Source organism: Limnospira indica PCC 8005 (assembly GCF_000973065.1).
Lineage (GTDB): Bacteria > Cyanobacteriota > Cyanobacteriia > Cyanobacteriales > Microcoleaceae > Limnospira > Limnospira fusiformis.
Genome location: NZ_FO818640.1, coordinates 2,396,781 through 2,414,593, shown reverse-complemented (window position 1 = coordinate 2,414,593; position 17,813 = coordinate 2,396,781). Strand labels below are relative to the sequence as shown.

The 17,813-nt window shown below is 43.4% G+C and carries 21 protein-coding genes; 8 read left to right on the top strand and 13 right to left on the bottom strand.

The features are described from left to right. Positions 1-65 precede the first annotated feature (65 nt). Positions 66-608, bottom strand: coding sequence for a hypothetical protein (locus XZ46_RS10600; RefSeq protein WP_006626043.1), 543 nt, complete (start codon positions 606-608; stop codon positions 66-68). 120 nt (positions 609-728) lie between these two features. On the opposite strand from XZ46_RS10600, the gene XZ46_RS10595 reads away from it, so the two are divergent. Together XZ46_RS10595 and XZ46_RS10590 are read left to right on the top strand one after the other, a co-directional pair. Then, positions 729-1,721, top strand: coding sequence for an aspartate carbamoyltransferase catalytic subunit (locus tag XZ46_RS10595; protein ID WP_006626044.1), 993 nt, complete (start codon positions 729-731; stop codon positions 1,719-1,721). 7 nt (positions 1,722-1,728) lie between these two features. Beyond that, entirely contained in the window at positions 1,729-2,532 is an 804-nt protein-coding gene (locus XZ46_RS10590) for a hypothetical protein (protein ID WP_008050369.1), read from the top strand. Here the strand turns inward: XZ46_RS10590 and XZ46_RS10585 are convergent. Together XZ46_RS10585 and XZ46_RS10580 are read right to left on the bottom strand one after the other, a co-directional pair. Continuing rightward, complete coding sequence (locus tag XZ46_RS10585; RefSeq protein ID WP_008050368.1) at positions 2,527-3,525, bottom strand: cysteine hydrolase family protein; 999 nt, start codon at positions 3,523-3,525, stop codon at positions 2,527-2,529. The genes XZ46_RS10590 and XZ46_RS10585 overlap by 6 nt on opposite strands. 58 nt (positions 3,526-3,583) lie before the next feature. Beyond that, entirely contained in the window at positions 3,584-4,009 is a 426-nt protein-coding gene (locus XZ46_RS10580; RefSeq protein WP_006669038.1) for a helix-turn-helix domain-containing protein, read from the bottom strand. A 406-nt stretch (positions 4,010-4,415) separates the two neighbouring features. Here XZ46_RS10580 and XZ46_RS10575 point away from each other — a divergent pair, with 406 nt between their 5' ends. From XZ46_RS10575 to XZ46_RS10565, 3 genes are all read left to right on the top strand, one after another. Beyond that, the gene (locus XZ46_RS10575) at positions 4,416-6,206 is read left to right on the top strand and encodes an ABC transporter ATP-binding protein (protein WP_008050367.1); all 1,791 of its coding nucleotides are present in this window, start codon (positions 4,416-4,418) and stop codon (positions 6,204-6,206) included. 112 nt (positions 6,207-6,318) lie between these two features. Further along, complete coding sequence (locus XZ46_RS10570) at positions 6,319-6,783, top strand: DIP1984 family protein (protein WP_006619497.1); 465 nt, start codon at positions 6,319-6,321, stop codon at positions 6,781-6,783. Positions 6,784-7,079: 296 nt separating this feature from the next. Then, positions 7,080-8,672 carry an Hsp70 family protein gene (locus tag XZ46_RS10565; RefSeq protein WP_008050365.1) on the top strand — a complete coding sequence of 531 codons (1,593 nt, stop codon included), beginning with the start codon at positions 7,080-7,082 and terminating at the stop codon, positions 8,670-8,672. A 29-nt stretch (positions 8,673-8,701) separates the two neighbouring features. On the opposite strand, the gene XZ46_RS10560 is transcribed toward XZ46_RS10565, so the two are convergent. Genes XZ46_RS10560 through XZ46_RS10545 form a run of 4 tightly spaced genes read right to left on the bottom strand, consistent with a single transcriptional unit; the run spans position 8,702 to position 11,430 of the window. Then, a complete protein-coding gene (locus XZ46_RS10560; protein WP_008050361.1) occupies positions 8,702-9,424 on the bottom strand; it encodes a metallophosphoesterase family protein in 723 nt (240 codons plus the stop codon). Positions 9,425-9,448: 24 nt separating this feature from the next. Beyond that, positions 9,449-10,201 carry a metallophosphoesterase family protein gene (locus tag XZ46_RS10555; protein ID WP_006626053.1) on the bottom strand — a complete coding sequence of 251 codons (753 nt, stop codon included), beginning with the start codon at positions 10,199-10,201 and terminating at the stop codon, positions 9,449-9,451. Further along, a complete protein-coding gene (locus tag XZ46_RS10550) occupies positions 10,194-10,697 on the bottom strand; it encodes a L,D-transpeptidase (protein ID WP_006669039.1) in 504 nt (167 codons plus the stop codon). The genes XZ46_RS10555 and XZ46_RS10550 overlap by 8 nt, the downstream gene beginning before the upstream one ends. Positions 10,698-10,737: 40 nt before the next feature. Further along, a complete protein-coding gene (locus XZ46_RS10545; protein WP_006626055.1) occupies positions 10,738-11,430 on the bottom strand; it encodes a bifunctional 4-hydroxy-2-oxoglutarate aldolase/2-dehydro-3-deoxy-phosphogluconate aldolase in 693 nt (230 codons plus the stop codon). A 62-nt stretch (positions 11,431-11,492) separates the two neighbouring features. Between XZ46_RS10545 and XZ46_RS10540 the strand changes: the two genes are divergently transcribed. Beyond that, positions 11,493-12,512, top strand: coding sequence for a glutathione S-transferase family protein (locus tag XZ46_RS10540; RefSeq protein ID WP_008050359.1), 1,020 nt, complete (start codon positions 11,493-11,495; stop codon positions 12,510-12,512). Between the two features lie 56 nt (positions 12,513-12,568). On the opposite strand, the gene XZ46_RS10535 is transcribed toward XZ46_RS10540, so the two are convergent. The 5 genes from XZ46_RS10535 to tnpA all read right to left on the bottom strand — a co-directional run bounded on the left by XZ46_RS10535 (position 12,569) and on the right by tnpA (position 15,282). Continuing rightward, positions 12,569-13,888, bottom strand: coding sequence for a site-specific DNA-methyltransferase (locus tag XZ46_RS10535; protein WP_008050357.1), 1,320 nt, complete (start codon positions 13,886-13,888; stop codon positions 12,569-12,571). 10 nt (positions 13,889-13,898) lie between these two features. Continuing rightward, positions 13,899-14,171, bottom strand: coding sequence for a hypothetical protein (locus XZ46_RS36525; protein ID WP_008050356.1), 273 nt, complete (start codon positions 14,169-14,171; stop codon positions 13,899-13,901). 64 nt (positions 14,172-14,235) lie between these two features. Next, a complete protein-coding gene (locus XZ46_RS36520; protein ID WP_008050355.1) occupies positions 14,236-14,529 on the bottom strand; it encodes a hypothetical protein in 294 nt (97 codons plus the stop codon). Between the two features lie 36 nt (positions 14,530-14,565). After that, on the bottom strand, positions 14,566-14,775 hold the full coding sequence (locus XZ46_RS36515) for a hypothetical protein (RefSeq protein WP_008050354.1): 210 nt from the start codon (positions 14,773-14,775) through the stop codon (positions 14,566-14,568). A gap of 87 nt (positions 14,776-14,862) precedes the next feature. Beyond that, positions 14,863-15,282, bottom strand: a complete 420-nt coding sequence (tnpA, locus tag XZ46_RS10520; protein WP_006669042.1) for an IS200/IS605 family transposase — start codon at positions 15,280-15,282, stop codon at positions 14,863-14,865. 28 nt (positions 15,283-15,310) lie between these two features. Between tnpA and XZ46_RS38545 the strand changes: the two genes are divergently transcribed. Both XZ46_RS38545 and XZ46_RS29065 read left to right on the top strand, forming a co-directional pair. After that, entirely contained in the window at positions 15,311-15,631 is a 321-nt protein-coding gene (locus XZ46_RS38545; RefSeq protein WP_008052705.1) for a hypothetical protein, read from the top strand. 4 nt (positions 15,632-15,635) lie between these two features. Beyond that, on the top strand, positions 15,636-16,745 hold the full coding sequence (locus XZ46_RS29065; protein ID WP_048895049.1) for an IS200/IS605 family element transposase accessory protein TnpB: 1,110 nt from the start codon (positions 15,636-15,638) through the stop codon (positions 16,743-16,745). A gap of 128 nt (positions 16,746-16,873) precedes the next feature. On the opposite strand, the gene XZ46_RS10505 is transcribed toward XZ46_RS29065, so the two are convergent. Further along, positions 16,874-17,017, bottom strand: a complete 144-nt coding sequence (locus XZ46_RS10505; protein WP_048895048.1) for a CAB/ELIP/HLIP family chlorophyll-binding protein — start codon at positions 17,015-17,017, stop codon at positions 16,874-16,876. Positions 17,018-17,813: the final 796 nt, after the last annotated feature.

The following is a 17,813-nucleotide window of genomic DNA, read 5'->3' as shown; positions in this document are numbered from 1 at the left end:
ACTGGTTAACCCCAAGTTAGTGGTGTTTTTTGTCGGATCCAATTATACCATACAACGGGTCACAGTTACAGTACAATTTCCTGGCCCCTATTGGTAAAGTGGACTTGTTGGATTTGCCAAACGGGGTTGCTAGTTAGGGTTTGGCGTAAACTACCGAACAGCGCTAGTTGTTCACAGGAGGACAGGGAGGTAAACACGCGGGGGCTATTGCTGGGAACCCGAAAATCTATGGTGATGGTATGCTGATGGCGGATAATTCGATACCCCAAGGAAAAGTCGGCGGATTCCTGGTTGTCTAAAACCTGCTTGACTGCCAATTCTAGGGACTGTTCCGCCGGAAGTGTAATGCTTCTTGGTACTAGGTTTTGACAGGTGCTGTCGGCTTGATAAAGGGTGACTGGGATAGTGTTTGCTGTGGGGACGGTGGGTTCTTTTAGGGGCGGCGGCACGGGAGGGGTTTCTGGTTTGCTTTGGGCGCTGCTGGTTTGGGGGTCGGGTTGGTTGATGGGGGTTTCGGAACTTTCCTCAACGGGGACACTACAGCTTGTCAAGGCGACAATCATCACTGTAGTCAAAACAGGGGGTAACAAATGTTGGATACTAATCATGGCTGGTATATGGGTATGGGGTATAGTTAATCATTCAAGGCTAAAAGGCTTGACTCCGAATAGCAGTCACCTGTCCCCGTTCTCCGGCGCGATCGATAAATATTTCTTGAATGAGGCTAAATGGTTACGACAAACTGGAATCGCCGACATATCCTATCTCTGGCTGATTTCACTGCTGCTGAATATGATACGGTTTTGCAAACTGCTGCTAGTTTCCGGGAGGTTCTCGGACGTAGGACTAAAAAAGTCCCGGCTTTACAGGGTCAGGTGGTGGCTAATTTGTTCTTTGAACCTTCGACCCGGACTCGCAATAGTTTTGAATTGGCCGCGAAACGTCTGTCGGCGGATACGTTGAATTTTGCGCCGGGGACTTCTTCGCTTACTAAGGGTGAAACTATCTTGGATACGGCTAAAACTTATTTGGCTATGGGAACGGATATGATGGTGATCCGACATCGTGAAGCGGGGGTTCCTTTGGCGATCGCCTCGGAGATGGATCGCCTTAATACTCAGGTGGCGATTTTGAATGCGGGAGATGGTCAACATGAACACCCATCCCAGGGATTATTGGATTTGTTTACTATTTGTCGGGTTTTTGACCCGGAAAATCCCCGCCTGGATTTATTGCGGGGTAAGAAAATTGCGGTGGTTGGGGATATTTTGCATTCTCGGGTGGCGCGGTCTAATATCTGGAGTTTGACGGCTACGGAAATGGAGTTGCATTTAGCTGGTCCGCCGACTTTGCTACCTAAATGGTTTGCGGGGTTGGGTAGCGATCGCCCGGGAAAATTGTTTTTACATTGGAGTTTAGATGAGGCTCTGGCTGATGCTGATTTTGTCATGACTTTGCGCTTGCAAAAAGAACGGATGACTAATTATTTATTGCCGAGTCTGCGAGAGTATCATCAACTCTATGGGATGACTACAGAACGCTTAAAGTTATGTCGTCCTGATGTCAAAATTCTCCATCCCGGTCCGGTTAATCGCGGTGTGGAAATTAGTTCGGAGTTGATGGATAATCCCGATCGCAGTTTGATTTCTCAGCAAGTTACTAACGGTATTGCGGTCAGGATGGCTTTATTATATTTGATTGGTGTCGGTAAGGGAGGATAGACGACGGGTGCAGGTATTTCCAGACCCTCAACAGTTACAAATGGCTATGGATGCGATCGCTCAATTTGAGGCCTCTCCTGTTCCTGGGGTCTGGCTAGGCTTGGATCGGGAACAGGTGATTAGTGAAATGCGATCGCGCCTTCAAAACCCCTTTAGTCTCAGTCAGGGAGGACAGCCTTTTTGTGGTCCGGCGGTGATGATTTTTGAACTGATTAGACATCACCCCCAACAATATGTCAAAATTTGTCGTAACTTGTTTCAAATCGGCGGCTTTCATACCCTCAAAAATACCTGGATTTCTGCGTCGGAACGTCTGCGAAATACCCACGGCAACTTTCTGATGCCTCAAGCTGATTGGATGCTACTTTCTACCCTGCGAGAATCTCAAAATTTATGGCTTCCTATTGAGCCTAATGCGCCGGATATTCTCCGTAACTTGGCGGGAATTACTAAGCCCTGGGAAATTGTGGGATGGACTCAGGAACTTCTCGGCTTTGCTGATGTTAATTTCACCAAACCTTATTTATTTGGTCATCTCCAAGCTATGGAAAATGCCACTGCTGTTTTAGACCAAGGTGGGGTGGTGTTGGCTTTGATAAATGCTGAGGCTTTACTCAAAAATAAGCCGCCTTTAATACCTTATCCTAGTCATTGGGTGGCGGTGGTCAGTGCTATGGATTTCACTGATACTAATTCTCCCCAATTAATTGATTTTCAAGTTTACAGTTGGGGTCAAAAAATGCGGGTTACAGCTACTCCTCAAGCCTTCTCCCTCCACTTCTGGGAAGCTATTACCGCACAACCATTATAAGGCGATCGCATCGGTGGATTTAACTAGATTAATTCCGGCGGCAGAAAACCTTTGAAATGCGGCTTCTGCGGCTTCTGTGAAATCGACTACACCTGGAACTATTACCGGAGAAGTACAATCTTCTAACACATAAACCCGTTGCGCTAAAGTGCGATCGCGCTGTTGAATTTCTGTCAGTAAATCCTCCACAGTCCAGGCGACACAGTGACTCTTAGCTTGACCCGCAATAAATAGCAGATCAAAGTTCAGCAGTTGCTCAATTAGCCCCTTATTTGTGTTACCAATACTCACGCCATTACTAGCCACTGAAACCTCTGGCTTTAGGGCTGAATAATTTTCCGTGAGGGGATGTTGACCTTTTAATTCTAGGTGAGTTTGACTGTAACGGGCGATATTATGAAAAAATAGGGCTTCTTCTACTCCTGAAACTAAAGCATGACTAATACCGCCCACCATACCATGATAGGGCCAAATCGTCAGAGGATAGCGCCCCCCTTCCGTCAATTGATGGGTATAATAGCGGGCGTGTTGTGCTAAGGTTTGTTCATCCCAACCCCTAAAATTTGGGGCGATCGTTGGATTAACCCGCCATCGACCTTTAGCGATATCCTCATCAGTAATAGTCCTTCCCGGTTCGGGATATTCACCACTATCATTCACCCAAAAAATCGGATGAAAAATCTGCATAGCAGTGTGAGTATCTAGGGTGGCTATAATTCCAGTAATTACACCCAAATGGCGATAAATAAACTCACATAATCGTTGATTATCTTGTACTGCACCCCTTACAAATAACTCAAATCCGGGAAGACAAAATGTATTCTGAACATCAATTAGTAATAAACCGATCCGTTTAGTATCCCTAGCTGCAGGTTGAATGTCATGTTCCTGCGCCCAAAGCCGTGCCTCTCTCTCCCGCTGCTGATAGGGTACTTTCCACACTTCCTCAAGTTTATGACTATCAAAGAAAACCGGAATCGGCAATTTGTTCATGAAAGCCCCCTAGGATAAGCCCGCACTGCCAGTTTCAGCTCTCCACAATTTAGCCAGACTAAATTTGCATATTGAGCCTATATCTAATAGTAGCATAAACCACATTATATGAGACTTGTAACCCATATTTTTCTTGTAGCCAGCTTTGGACATCACAATAAGTTTTAAAGCCAGAGTCTTGGCGAGTCAGCTTATACTTGAGTTCCTGTAACGCATCCGGGGGAATTTTTTGCCTACGTCCTTTTTTATATTCATTAAAAATTAAACGATCTATTCCACCTTGTTTATAGCGATTTAACCAGCGATGGATCGTAATTCGGTTCACCCCTAATACTACCGCTAATTTAGTAATACTACTAACCTTATTAGACTTGAGCAGATAAAGTGCTTTAACTTTCGCAAACCCCTCAGTTGCTATGGTTTGAGACATTAAACAATTCAGGTCTTCGAGCGTTTCTTGGATTTCCAATTGACGGTATTTCATCTCAATCACTCCAGGCTATGCAAGCCAATCCAATTAATCTTGATGATGATTGGCTAAAAATAAATATTCGATCGCATTAAAAATCACTTAGACCCAGCTATAAACAGTGATCAAATATACTGAATATTCAATCCTCCCTCAATTTTCACTAAGGCTAATGATTAATAATTGCCCTACCATTTAAACCCAGCTTACCAAGATAATCAACTGATTAATAAAATTACCCACAAAACCCACTTTATAAATCTTTTGCCTCCCCCCAAAACCTCCAAAACCCACCTTTTTTTAGGCTACTACCACATCCCAGAATATTTGGACCATCCCCAGATACCCTTGACAAAAAGCTGGCTATGTGCATAAAATAAAAAATTATCATATCTCTACAAAACTTAACAACCTTTAAATTGTGACCAAAAATCCTACTATTTCTAAGTCCCCTCTGAGGCGGTTATTTGAATATGCCGATCGCTATCGTCTGCAAATTTGGCAGGCCAGTATTTGCTCAATTCTCAATAAAATCTTCGACCTAGCGCCTCCGGTTCTCATTGGTGCGGCGGTGGATGTGGTAGTTAATGAACAGGACTCATTTATCGCCGGATGGGGTATTGAAAATGTCCAAAGTCAACTAATTGTTTTATCGATTATCAGTGGCATAATTTGGGGTTTAGAATCCCTATTTGAATATATTTATAAACTACTGTGGCGTAACCTCGCCCAAACCATTCAACATGAACTGCGTTTAGATGCTTATCGACACCTGCAAAATCTGGAGTTATCCTATTTTGAAGAACGCAGCACCGGCAGTTTAATGTCTATCCTGAATGATGACATTAATCAACTGGAAAGATTTTTAGATGTTGGGGCTAATGAAATTCTGCAAGTAGTGACCACAATATTAATTGTCGGCGGTGGTTTTTTCATTATATCTCCCGAAGTGGCTTGGTTGGCTATGCTACCGATGCCGTTTATTGTTGGGGGTTCCATACTGTTTCAAAAAAGGTTAGCGCCCCGTTATGCAGAAGTCCGCGAAAAAGTTGGTTTTCTGAATGGTCAATTGTCTAATAATTTGACGGGTATTACCACCATTAAAAGTTTTACCGCCGAAGAATATGAAGCGGAAAGAATTGGCAAGCAAAGTCAAGGCTATAGACTAGCTAATCGACGTGCGATCGCTTTTTCTGCCGCCTTTATTCCCCTGATTAGATTCTTGATTTTCTTTGGTTTTACTGCCACCTTAATTGTTGGCGGTTTACAAACCATAGAAGGACGGTTAGCAGTAGGCAGCTATAGTGTTTTGGTGTTTATTACTCAGCGTCTGCTGTGGCCTTTAACTCGCCTAGGAGAAACTTTTGACCAATATCAACGGGCGATGGCTTCTACCAATCGGGTGATGAATTTACTAGATACCCCCATTGCTACTCACCCCGGAAATATTGCCTTAAATAGTCAGGAAGTTAGGGGAGAAATTGACATTAAAAATATCACTTTTTCCTATAACCCTCAAATGCCAGTCATTAAAAACCTATCCCTATATATTCCTGCGGGAGATACCATTGCTATTGTCGGGGCTACTGGGTCTGGTAAAAGTACGTTGGTCAAACTGTTATTAAGGTTATATGAAATCCAGTCAGGAACCATTTTGATAGATGGCATAGAATTACAACAAATTAAACTGGAGGACTTACGAAAAGCGATCGGTTTAGTCAGTCAGGATGTGTTTCTGTTTCATGGGACTGTAGCCGAAAATATCGCCTATGGCACTTTTGATGCCAGTTTTGATGAGATTGTTAGTGCAGCGAAAGTGGCTGAGGCTGATGGTTTTATAAATAGTTTTCCCCTAGGATATGATACAATTGTGGGAGAAAGAGGTCAGAAACTATCGGGAGGACAGCGACAACGAATTGCGATCGCTCGTGCTGTTTTGAAAAATCCCCCCATTTTGATATTAGATGAAGCGACATCAGCGGTAGATAATGAAACGGAAGCAGCCATTCAGCGATCGCTGGAATACATCACCCAAAATCGTACTACTATTGCGATCGCTCATCGTCTTTCCACTATCCGCAATGCTGACTGTATTTATGTGATGGAAGATGGTCAATTAGTCGAGTGGGGAAGACATGAGGAATTGCTGGAAAAACAGGGAGTTTATAACGGCTTATGGCGAGTTCAGTCGGGCTTGAGGTTGTCACAGTAACCATGACTGCTAGAGAGCAAAATTAAGTCTTGACAAAAATTGATTTTAGATTTAAAATGGGGGTATTGTCGGAAAATGTCCTAAACCATATACCGTTAATTTGGGGGAGGTGATGGTTGTGAAATTAGCAGAAGCCTTAATTTTACGCGCTGATCTGCAGAAGCGAATCGCTCAATTACAACAGCGGTTGTTGCGAACTCTGAAAGTTCAGGAAGGCGAAGAACCTCCCGAAGATCCCCAAGACTTAATGGGGGAGTTAGAAAATCTAAGCGCTGAACTGCTGCGTTTAATTCAGCAAATCAATCGGACTAACTCAGTCACGCAATTAGAGGGAAAATCTCTATCAGATGCTTTAGCAGAAAGGGATACACTCAAACTCAAGCGCAGTGTTTATAAAGCGGCAGTTGAAGCAGCATCAGAACGCTACGATCGCTATACCAGAGGAGAACTGAAAGTATTAACTACGATTAATGTGGCTGAGGTGCAAAAATTGACCGATAGTTTAGCCCAAAATCATCGACAACTAGATACAAAAATTCAGGCTTTAAATTGGGCAACCGATCTAATTGAGACTTGAATAAACCCGGATAATTGTTGGTAGCCAAACCTTCAGAAGCGAGTGTGAACCGCCAACTCGGTAAGTTGGGAACATCAAACAAAAAAAACATGGTTGGATACTGGGCGTATTCTGGGTTCGACTCCCATTACAAATTTTGCCCAGCATTGTAACAAGGTTACAAGAGAAATGTCACATTTTACTACCGCATACTGGTCTGTATGGTTTGGTGAGGGTGGGTTAGGGGATAACAATTATCTGTAGGGGTTGATTGTCCTATAATATACTATAGGCCAATATTATTGATATAGTATCCAATGACGATCGCGATCGATTTGGGAACCAGTAACACAGTAATTTCCCGTTGGAACCCAGTTACTGAACAACCGGAAACCCTAAAATTACCTGGTTTGTCACAAATTTCAGCCCAAAATCCCCCATTAATTCCTAGTCTGCTTTATGTAGAAAATGCCAAGGAAAAACAAGTTTTATTAGGTCAACAAGTGCGCGATCGCGGTTATGATTTAGCCAACGATCCGCGTTTTTTCCGTAACTTTAAACGGGGAATTGGTAGTAATATTCAGGGATTTTTACCAGAAATTGACGGTGAGATAATCACCTTTGAAACCGCAGGAGAATGGTTTTTAAAAAATGCGATCGCCGCTATCAGCAACATTCCCCTAACGGTAGATTCCCTAATTTTTACAGTACCCGTAGATAGTTTTGAAACCTATCGCAACTGGTTAGGTCGTATCTGCGAGTCCTTGGAAGTCCCACAAGTGAGGATGATAGATGAACCGACAGCGGCGGCGTTGGGTTATGGATTAGGCGATCGCCAATTATTGCTAGTCATAGATTTTGGTGGTGGCACCCTGGATTTATCCCTAGTCCGTTTAGATGCCACGACCGCCAAAAATCCCCTAGGTTTTATTCTGAAATGGGGTCAAAAATCCTTAGCGGAATCTTCTGGACAAAAAGCCAAAACCGCGAGAGTTATCGCCAAATCAGGTCAGAATTTAGGAGGTTCAGATATCGACTATTGGCTGGTAGATGATTTCGCCCAAACCCAGGGATTAGTCAAAAATGCTTTAACCACCCGTTTAGCCGAAAAGCTGAAAATTCAGTTATCCCTAAAAACCCAAGCCAGTGAAGTTTATTTTAATGAGGAAACCTTCGAGAGTTACGAGTTAGAAATGACTCGCGATCGCTTCAATGAAATCTTGACACAAAACCAATTTTTTGAGAACCTAGATAAATCCATGGGTCAGGTTTTACAGCAGGCGCGTCGCCAAGGGATAGAAGTGGGGGATATTGACGCGGTTTTATTAGTAGGGGGGACTGTACAAATTCCGGCTGTTCAAGACTGGGTAAAGCAATATTTTAACCCTAGTCAAATTCGCAGCGAAAAACCCTTTGAGGCGATTTCTCATGGTGCATTACAACTAAGTTTAGGCACTAAAATTGAGGACTTTCTTTATCATAGCTATGGTGTTCGCTATTGGAATCGCCGGGATAATTGTCATGATTGGCATCCAATTATTAAATCTGGTCAACCCTACCCCATGACAGAAGCGGTAGAATTATTGTTAGGCGCTTCCTTAGAAAATCAACCCAGTATTGAATTAGTTATTGGTGAATTAGGCGACGAAACTGGGGGAACAGAAGTCTTTTTTGATGGCGATCGCCTAGTTACTCGCAGTCTCAACACTGGAAAAGCTACTGTCCAACCTTTAAATGATACTGACACCGGACGCAGTATTGCTAAATTAACCCCTCCGGGAAATCCTGGTAGCGATCGTATTCGGGTACAATTTCAGATTGATGAACAGCGTTTTTTACGAATTACAGTCGAGGATATATTGACCAGTCAAACCTTATTAAATAATCAAACAGTCGTCCAATTAAGCTGACACCAGGGAGTTAGGCTAGTGATTATCTTTCACGGTGCATAATTAAAATGGCGGGGGCTAGATAGAAATTCATTAATCCAGCTTTCCCGTCGTTTTCCCTGTTGATTAGCTTGCCAAATTTTACCTGTGTTGATATCCAAACAAGTTAGCCACCCTTTAGGGCTATATACCCGTGTATCAAGACAAATTGCATAGCCAAAATTTACAGGTTTTCCGCTTTTCTGGCTAGTATGACCACATACCATAATTTTACCAGAATAGTGAGGTTTAGCACTATAAAACTTTTCCCAAAATAAATGGTCATTGGATTGTTTAGATAGGGGGATATTGGGCGCAACATTAGCATGAACAAAAAAATGAGTTTCTTCTTCCCAATAGTCTAAACAGGTTTGTTCGACAAATTCCCAATGTTCAGGTAAAATATGGTTAATTTTAGGTTTTTTTCGGGATGAATTTTGGTAAGATAATATAGTTTGTTGACCGCCACAAATTTTCCAGGTATCTAAACTATTAGGATGCGATCGCGCTGCTAACATCATAATTTCATGATTTCCCCGTAGAGGGATTAACTGACCCTGATTATACAGATAAATTAACCTATCAATTACCCCCTTAGAGTCAGGACCGCGATCGACATAATCCCCCAGAGTAATCACGCGGTCATCTGGTTGAATACTCACCATATCTATGAGAGTATCAAAGGCTTTTGAACAGCCATGAATATCACCAATCGCCAAAATTCGCATAAACATTAATTGAGATATTTTGCTACTATTTTAACGCCGATTTAGGCGCATCCTAAATCGAATCGGGACGTAGGGAATCTCAAAATCATCAATCCAGCCAGTTTGTTTTTCCCCCTTTTGATTAGCTTGCCAAATTCTGCCACTATTGACATCTAAACAAGTTAACCAACCCTGACCACAAACCCAAGTATCAATGCAGATAGCATGACCAATATTAAGAGGTTGACCAGTTTTTTGGGTAGTATGACCGCAAACCATAGTTTTTCCAGAATAGTGAGGAGAAGGATGATCAAATGATTGCCAAAATAGCATCCTTTCCGGTTGTTTATTTAAAGGTAAATTGGGATACACATTAGCATGAACAAAAAAATGCGATCGGTTTTCCCACCAATTTCGACACACCTTTTCGAGAAAATACCAGTGTTTTTCAGGGATAGAATTAATCGCCTTATACCCGCCATTATGACCATAAGAAGCGATAGTTTCTTCCCCTCCAGAAGCCTGCCAATGATACCAGGCATCCCAACCCAAAGAACGCGATCGCAACATCAAAATTTCATGATTTCCCCGCAAAGCAATCAATTGTCCTCGGTCATGTAAATCGATGAGGCGATCGATAATTCCCTTCGAGTCTGGGCCGCGATCCACATAGTCACCCAAGGTGATAATCTGGTCATTTGGTTGCAGTTTAATCGCCCTAATTAGGGTATCAAAAGCCACCGAACAACCGTGAATATCACCAATTGCCAAAGTTCGTTTAGGCTTGTAAATCCTATTACTCATGTACTATAACAGGTGTGCCAACTGATGCCCACTCAAACAGCCATCTAGCATGGTCTACAGCAACATTTGTGCAACCGTGGCTAACTGGAGTTCCAAACATATTATGCCAATAAGCGCCATGAATTGCCATGCCGCCATCGTAGTACATTGTATAAGGAACATCCGGCACATCATAACCAGGGCCAGTCATACGGGTACTACGATACTTAGTTTGAACCCTAAAATTACCAACACGGGTAGGAGTTGAGGGTTTTCCAGTAGAAACAATCACCGCATAAACGGCTTTATTTCCCTCCCAAGCGATCAACCGTTGGCGAGTCAGATCAATTTGAATCCAACGTTCCGAAGACTGTTGTAAATCCAACATCCGCCGCGCTATCATGTTATGAAATTCTTGGGCTTGTACCGGAGTTGAGTCCCCGTAAAGCAGTGTTACCCCTAGACTCAGCCCCGCTACCAATAGTCCCAGCTTACGCCATGGAATTGAACTTTTCATGATTTCACCTTCCTAGAGTCTGTGCATGACTAAATCCATTTTAGAAGAATTTTACCCCTTCTGAATCATGGGATTTGTCCCCGTTTTCTGATTTATCCCCAGAGTTCAGGATATCTATTAAATGTTGCGCGCGCCCAGTAATTTCCTGCCAGTTACCCTGGGATATCGCCTGTTTAGGGAATAAATCTCCTGATAATCCCACCGCTATAGCCCCCCCTTGAATAAACTTCATAGCATTGTTTAAAGTTACTCCCCCAGTAGGAATCAAGGGTATTTGACCTAGGGGACCCTGTAAACTTTTAATATAATCAACACCTCCCACCGCTGAAATCGGAAAAACTTTAACACAACTCGCCCCATTTTGCCACGCAGTCACAATTTCCGTCGGCGATAAAGCCCCCGGAATTATCGGAATTGTCCTGGCTTGTGCTAATTGAATTAATGATAAATTAATGTGGGGAGAAAATATAAATTGTGCGCCACAATTGACAGCATCCCGTAAATTTTGCTCAGTTAAAATTGTGCCAGTCCCAATTAAACAATCCGGCAACTCGGACCTAAGTTTACTAATGATTTCCGGTGCCTTTTCACCATTCCAGGTAATTTCAATTAAGCGAATACCGCCCCGGCTAACAGCCCCAGCCATTTGTAAACCTAGTTCCCAACTGGGGGGGCGAATTACAGCGATCGCTTTATGGGTTTTCAGTTGTTTTAACCAATCGCTATTTTCCATAATCTCTAACTTGGTTATAATAGTTAAATTAGTCTCACTACAACAATTCCTGTTCACTAATTATGGCCCCCACTCCCACTCCCACCAAAAAAAGCGGTAGCCCCCTCCCCCCAGGGGCGATCGTCCGTTTAGGAAAGTTCGCCTGGACTACTATGTGGCGGTTGATGATGTCAAAGTTAGCCCCCCGTAATTCTTCTGGGGAATATATCCGCCCCGAAAGCCAATTTCGCCACCAGGTAGGGACAGCAGCCTATCCCCCAGAGGCGGGACGCTATCAGTTAATTGTGGGCTGGGGTTGTCCTTGGGCCCACAGAACCCTAGTTGTCCGGGCTTTAAAGGGGTTGTCCTCTGCGATATCCATAAATATCGTTTCTCCTTCCCCCGACTCGGGAATGTGGGTTTTTGACCAGCCAGAAGTCGAATTTAACACCCTACCTGAATTCTATCATAATGCTAAACCGGGTTATCAGGGGCGAGCTACTGTCCCCCTCTTGTGGGACACGCAGCAAAAGGCGATCGTCAATAATGAAAGCGCCGAAATTATTGTTATGTTAAATTCCGAGTTTCAGCAGTTCGCGAAATACCCCGATCTAGATTTATATCCTCCCGCCTTAAAAGAAGCGATCGACTCTTGGAATGAGCAAATTTATCAATATGTTAATAATGGTGTCTATCGCTGTGGTTTTGCCCAAACCCAGACCGCCTATGAAACCGCCTGTAATCAGCTATTTGATACCCTCGATTTAATCGACCAAACCCTAGCCAATTCCCGTTATTTATGTGGCGATCGCATTACCTTGGCAGATGTCCGATTATTTACCACCCTCTTTCGATTTGATACCGTTTATTATAGCCTGTTTAAATGCCACCGTCGCCGCCTAGTGGATTATCAAAATCTCTACCCCTATTTGCGCGATATATATCAACTTCCCGAAGTCGCCGAAACCTGCAACTTAGAAGTTATTAAACGAGACTATTACGGCAATTTATTTCCCCTCAACCCCGGCGGAATTATCCCCCTCGGTCCTGACCTGGATCTACATCAACCCCATGACCGCGATCGTCTTACCCAAACTAATTAATTTTCTAGTGATAGCAAATTATCTCCCATGACCCTGATTCCATCTAACCAGAATAATTATCCATTACCCTGCCATGTCTTCACAATATCCTCAATTTGTGCGGGGATGGGGCTAGGTACAAAAATTGAGAAATCCGTGATTTTAGTGTCCTGATTATCTAATCTTTTAGCCCGATTATCTAATTGGTCAGAAGCGCCTTGGTCAAATAATGTTGGTTGTATATAAACTTCCTCTGAATTACTCCCACTACTTTTGACAAAATCACCCATAGGTTTAATACCATGTTCAAATCGATTTAAAATTGTCTTAAACGCTTCTATACTATGATCTACACCAATCCAATTACGTTGCATTTCATCAGCGATCGCTAAACTTGTCCCCGAACCGGCAAAACCATCAAGTATCAAATCTCCTGGATTCGATGAAGCCGCAATTATTATTCTCAATAAATCAGGATTTTTTTCAGTTGGATATCCCGTAATTTTAACATTTTGATTATAAGCATCCCGGAACTCTAGCCAAATATCCTGAACTCCCACCCCTGAATGTTCATTGAGATCAACCTTCCTTCTAGGATTACCATTTTTAGACCAGAAGATTTCACCTCGTGCGTCCATTTCATCCAGAGTCTTTGGGGGATATTGCCAATGTTTACCCGGAGGCGGCATTTTACCCCGCCAAGGCTTCCCAGTTTCACCATGACGCACACCTGGTGCATGGAGTGGAACCTTCATAAATTGACGACCAGTTTCTGGTTCAATATATTGATACTCCTTTTTACTATTTTCCGACAAGGGGACTTTGGGTTGATTCCATATATATGTATCTGACTTGGTATAAAATAATATAAAATCTGCGGTTTTCCCATAAGTTCTACGAGTATAATTTTGGGGATTGCATTTTTGTCTGACTATCATATTTCGATAGTTTTCAGCACCAAAAATTTCATCCATTATTAGCTTGATATGAAAAATCATCTTTTCATCAAGATGTAAATAAATTGAGCCATGATTTGACAGTAATTGATGCAGCCATATCAGACGTTCTCGTAAAAATTCCACGAACATAGCACCCGTTAAGGTATCATCATAAGCCTTCGACTGTTTTCGTGACAAAAAATGGCTTTCTGTCGCAAAGGGTGGGTCTATATAGATTAAATTAATACTCCCGCATATTTCGGGTTCCGTAGCCAGTAAACGAAGAACATCTAAATTATCGCCAAAATATAACCTTTTAGGTGAAGCATGAGAATAAATACTTTGATATTCGACTAAATCACTATTAATAATTTCCTGGTATGATTTTTTATGGGCATAGACCAGCTCAACTTGATTATCGTCAAGCAATTTATCTTTTTTAGGTATTCCAATTGCCATAAATTAACTGTTATGATACTAACCACTCGATGTTTATGCGTTCTGGAAACATTCGGAGAGTAACCACCTTAACTTTACCATACCAAGCATCCTCAAGATCCGCATAATCTCGCCACATTGAACCCAGAAGTAAGCCGGGGCCATCGTTAAGGAATATGACTTTAAGATTTAATCCATTAGTTTGAGCATATTTCAGAATCTCACTAGCACAATCACGATACTGGCCTGTTCGATCATCTTCTTGAGTACCACCTCGGTCTGAATCATACCTAGCTAAACCCACAGCAACTGGCTGATTATTATGTAATAAAACAAAGTCTACTGGGCGATTTGGTCGAGGATAATTATCACAAAAATTCTCCTAATATTACATCTTTGCCAGCACGTTGAGGGCCGATAATCTCCAGTTTTGAATATTGTTCACGAACGATTTTAAATAGCCTTTCTGTTAGATCATATCCTTTTTTACCACGCTCCTTATATTCCCAAAGCACGGCACATAAAGCCTCATCAGGCATAGGTCTCGACAAAAATTGGGATTGAACTTCTGTAATTAAACGAAATCCCTTGCCAAATCGATTACATATTTGATCAGCATTTGATTTTTTTTTGAGCATTTCTACAGGTGTTTCTGGACTCACATATTTTCTGAATACTCGACCAAGTTGTATCCGCATCTAAACGGGTTGGATTTGTGTAATTGCCAAAAATAGATCCGTTGAAGAATGGGACGACTTTAACAGATGACCAAATGTGACCAGTACAGGTTGATAAAGTTCACAGGCTAATGATAGGATATCTGGATAGTATTCACCAGCAAATAACGTGATCCAAAGATGACCATCTTCTTGATAATCTCGGAAGCTGGTTTGCTCATTTTTTGGCAATTTGCTAATCTCTCCTTTTCATTGAACAAAAATAGCGACGCATTCCCCCACCTCGCGTCAGCAGGTGGTGGTCAAGGATCGGTCAGGTCAATCATCGTAGCCTTGCCCCTCTATGTAAGCTTTGAGGACATCCAACGAGGCGCAACCAGCCGAGACGACACTAAATCCACGCTTCCCAAAAACCGGACGACCATAGTACGGTTTCAATTGTCGCACAAAACGCTTCCTGATTTCGCGGCTGGTAACGGTCTTCATAGTATTGCAGAGCTTAGAAATAGAGACCATTAGAGCTAGGTCAACCAATAAATGAATATGGTCATTAGTCCCTAAATCTGCCTTCGCCTCTTCTAGGAGACAATCATTCTTCTCGCAGATGCTCCGACAAAGTTCGCTCATGTCCTCTTCTATCTCCCCAGAGATGACGGGATGACGGTATTTGGTGACAAACACTATATGAATCTTGATGCTGGCAACGGTGTGAGAGAAAGACCTGAGAGCTTTTGACATTTAGTTCACCATGGGTTAACATGACACCATGCTAACCAACAAACCCACATCAATCATCCATACAGACCGATGGAATCTTAACCCGACAGCAGCAGCGCGAGTGCTGCTAATCCAAACGGTTGAGGTCTCCCTAGGTGTCTGTCGGCATTTGATGGGAATTCTCTTAACTCATTGGCCATCTCTAGGAGGGTTATCGACTCAAAAACGGGTTCTAGCCGTCGAAAAACTCATTCACCAAACCGCGAAGAACCCCAACCCCAAATACCGGCAATCTGACCAAACCTTTTACAAGTTCCCCAGCTATTACCGGAGGGCTGCCATCGTCTTCGCGCTCTGGCCAAGTCAGTAGCTACATGACCCGATATCGGAAATGGCAATCGGGAACTCGTCAACGTCGGGATGCCAAACCTCCCGCCCTCAATCCCAACAGTGGCTGTTATCCGACCCTGTATAAGGGTCAGTGCTATAAACTCCATGGCTATGACCGCATCGAAATCAAGGTCTTTAACGGAACTGATTGGGTCTGGACAAACGTTGGCATACCCAGCCTACGAGAACGGCATACCGTGGACAGCAACAAGCTGCTGTCACCGTCCCTTATCTTCAATGAGCCAAATTCGGCCTGTCATCTCTCAGTTCCATTTGAGTGCCATCCACCTCAACGGGAAGGAGAGGGTAGAGTCGTCAGTGTTGACCTGGGTATCAACACCACCGCTACTGTGGCAGTCGTGAATTTTGACGGCACTGTAACCTATCGGGAGTTTATTCACCCAGCCAGAGACATAGACGAAGTCGCCGCAGCCGCTGGAACCTGCGTCCAGCGGAACGGCGACCGTCGGGATAAGTGGCTGAAATCGGTATCTAAACGAGCCAGCCAAACGATGGGACATGGCGGAAGTCTCCAGAAAGGCTTTTGCTCTCATACCTACCGTAAATGCCGTAATATCAACCGTCAAATTGGGCAGATTGTCTCGAAGCGTATCGTGCAGATTGCCCAACAGTTCAATGCCGATGCTATTGTCTTTGAGAACCTGAAAGGATGGAAGGCTAAGGGAGGGCGAAAACGCTCCTTACTGCGCCAACGCTTTCATGGATGGCTCAAAGGGATGATTCGAGATTTGACTGAGATGAAGTGGCAAGAGATAGGCGGTAAGGTCATTGATGTCGTAGCTCCACCTAAAAGTTGGCTTATGACGGTAGTGGAGTCGAAAGGGCGAGACTCCAACAACTATGCTCTGGCTAAATTTTCCTCGGGCAAGCGATACAATGCAGACCTCAATGGGGCGCTCAATATTGCTGCACGAGGTATTCTTCAGCTCACTCGCCGAAAGGACAGCGAGGAGCCCTCGATCCAACGTTCGAGGGCTCCTCGCCTAGAAGCTGGGCTTGTTTGTGTGACCTGTGGACTCGTACAGTCTCAGGTTAGCACTGACACCCCCACCTGCCTTGGGCAGGTGGGGTGAGCTTCATTGATACCAAAAACCACAAAAATTAAAGGATTCCGAAGCTATAGCCTCAGAATCCTTAGAAGTTAATTATAGAGCCGAATCCCCAGAATTAGGAAAAATAGATCCCCGTCACTTGAGGAAAACTACATTAATCCTAATTGAGACAGAATACCTTGGCCGGTCAGTAACTCGGTACCAACACCGATGACGAAACCAAGCATAGCGAGGCGACCGTTCCAGGTTTCCGCGTATTCTTTGAACCCCACCTTAGTTCCTTGATTTTCCATTGTGAGTTACTCCTAGATAGGTTTGCTTGATTCAACTAAAGAAAACTTAACACACTTACCACCAACTTTGCAACATTTCTTTACGCTTTTCTGAAAAAAAAATTCGCCAACCGCCGAAACCGAGTCAAATCAAGGGTTTATCCTCTAGCGGGACTGATGGGCGATCGCATCTAATCAACAAACTAGCCGATAATAAAAACCGTAGCAGTAGAGAGGGCCCCATGGACATTCGCATCGGAAACGGATACGACATTCACCAGCTAGTCAAAACCCGTCCCTTATACTAGGGCGGCGTTAAAATTGACCATCATCCTAGGATTACTCGGTCACCAGCAATGCCGATTGTCTTCACCCATTGCCATCATGGATTGCTATGTTTAAGGGCCCTTAATTTTAGGAAAAATTCGGCTTTTTACTTTCCCCCCCCAAAATGAACCCTGGGGGGGGTGTCCTGAAAACCCTAGTCTTTATCTAAAAAAAGTTTCTAAGCCCTCATAAACACAGCCAAGGCTTTGGGATTTTATTTTAAAATAAAACTCTTCTAAATTTTGGGGGGGAAAAGGCTCCCCAATTTCTAACACCCCCCATTTTCCCCGAAAAAATTGGCGCGAATTCCATATCTCCTCCAATTTTCTCTTTAAAAAATTAAAAAAAACCCGGGAAACCAAGGGTGGGGGGCGCCTTCTTAAAGAACCCCCCCCCCCCCCCCAACACAAAAAAAAAAAAACCCTCCTGCGCAACACCCCCCCCGGGTGTGAAAGAAAGAAAAGGGAAGGGAGAGAGAAAAGAAAGGAAG

Bases quoted from the DNA above. Each gene is read 5' to 3' on its own strand.
- XZ46_RS10600 (WP_006626043.1), bottom strand. From the start codon at position 608: ATGATTAGTATCCAACATTTGTTACCCCCTGTTTTGACTACAGTGATG.
- XZ46_RS10595 (WP_006626044.1), top strand. From the start codon at position 729: ATGGTTACGACAAACTGGAATCGCCGACATATCCTATCTCTGGCTGAT.
- XZ46_RS10585 (WP_008050368.1), bottom strand. From the start codon at position 3,525: ATGAACAAATTGCCGATTCCGGTTTTCTTTGATAGTCATAAACTTGAG.
- XZ46_RS10580 (WP_006669038.1), bottom strand. From the start codon at position 4,009: ATGAAATACCGTCAATTGGAAATCCAAGAAACGCTCGAAGACCTGAAT.
- XZ46_RS10570 (WP_006619497.1), top strand. From the start codon at position 6,319: ATGGTTGTGAAATTAGCAGAAGCCTTAATTTTACGCGCTGATCTGCAG.
- XZ46_RS10565 (WP_008050365.1), top strand. From the start codon at position 7,080: ATGACGATCGCGATCGATTTGGGAACCAGTAACACAGTAATTTCCCGT.
- XZ46_RS10560 (WP_008050361.1), bottom strand. From the start codon at position 9,424: ATGTTTATGCGAATTTTGGCGATTGGTGATATTCATGGCTGTTCAAAA.
- XZ46_RS10555 (WP_006626053.1), bottom strand. From the start codon at position 10,201: ATGAGTAATAGGATTTACAAGCCTAAACGAACTTTGGCAATTGGTGAT.
- XZ46_RS10550 (WP_006669039.1), bottom strand. From the start codon at position 10,697: ATGAAAAGTTCAATTCCATGGCGTAAGCTGGGACTATTGGTAGCGGGG.
- XZ46_RS10545 (WP_006626055.1), bottom strand. From the start codon at position 11,430: ATGGAAAATAGCGATTGGTTAAAACAACTGAAAACCCATAAAGCGATC.
- XZ46_RS10540 (WP_008050359.1), top strand. From the start codon at position 11,493: ATGGCCCCCACTCCCACTCCCACCAAAAAAAGCGGTAGCCCCCTCCCC.
- XZ46_RS10535 (WP_008050357.1), bottom strand. From the start codon at position 13,888: ATGGCAATTGGAATACCTAAAAAAGATAAATTGCTTGACGATAATCAA.
- tnpA (WP_006669042.1), bottom strand. From the start codon at position 15,282: ATGTCAAAAGCTCTCAGGTCTTTCTCTCACACCGTTGCCAGCATCAAG.
- XZ46_RS38545 (WP_008052705.1), top strand. From the start codon at position 15,311: ATGCTAACCAACAAACCCACATCAATCATCCATACAGACCGATGGAAT.
- XZ46_RS29065 (WP_048895049.1), top strand. From the start codon at position 15,636: ATGACCCGATATCGGAAATGGCAATCGGGAACTCGTCAACGTCGGGAT.
- XZ46_RS10505 (WP_048895048.1), bottom strand. From the start codon at position 17,017: ATGGAAAATCAAGGAACTAAGGTGGGGTTCAAAGAATACGCGGAAACC.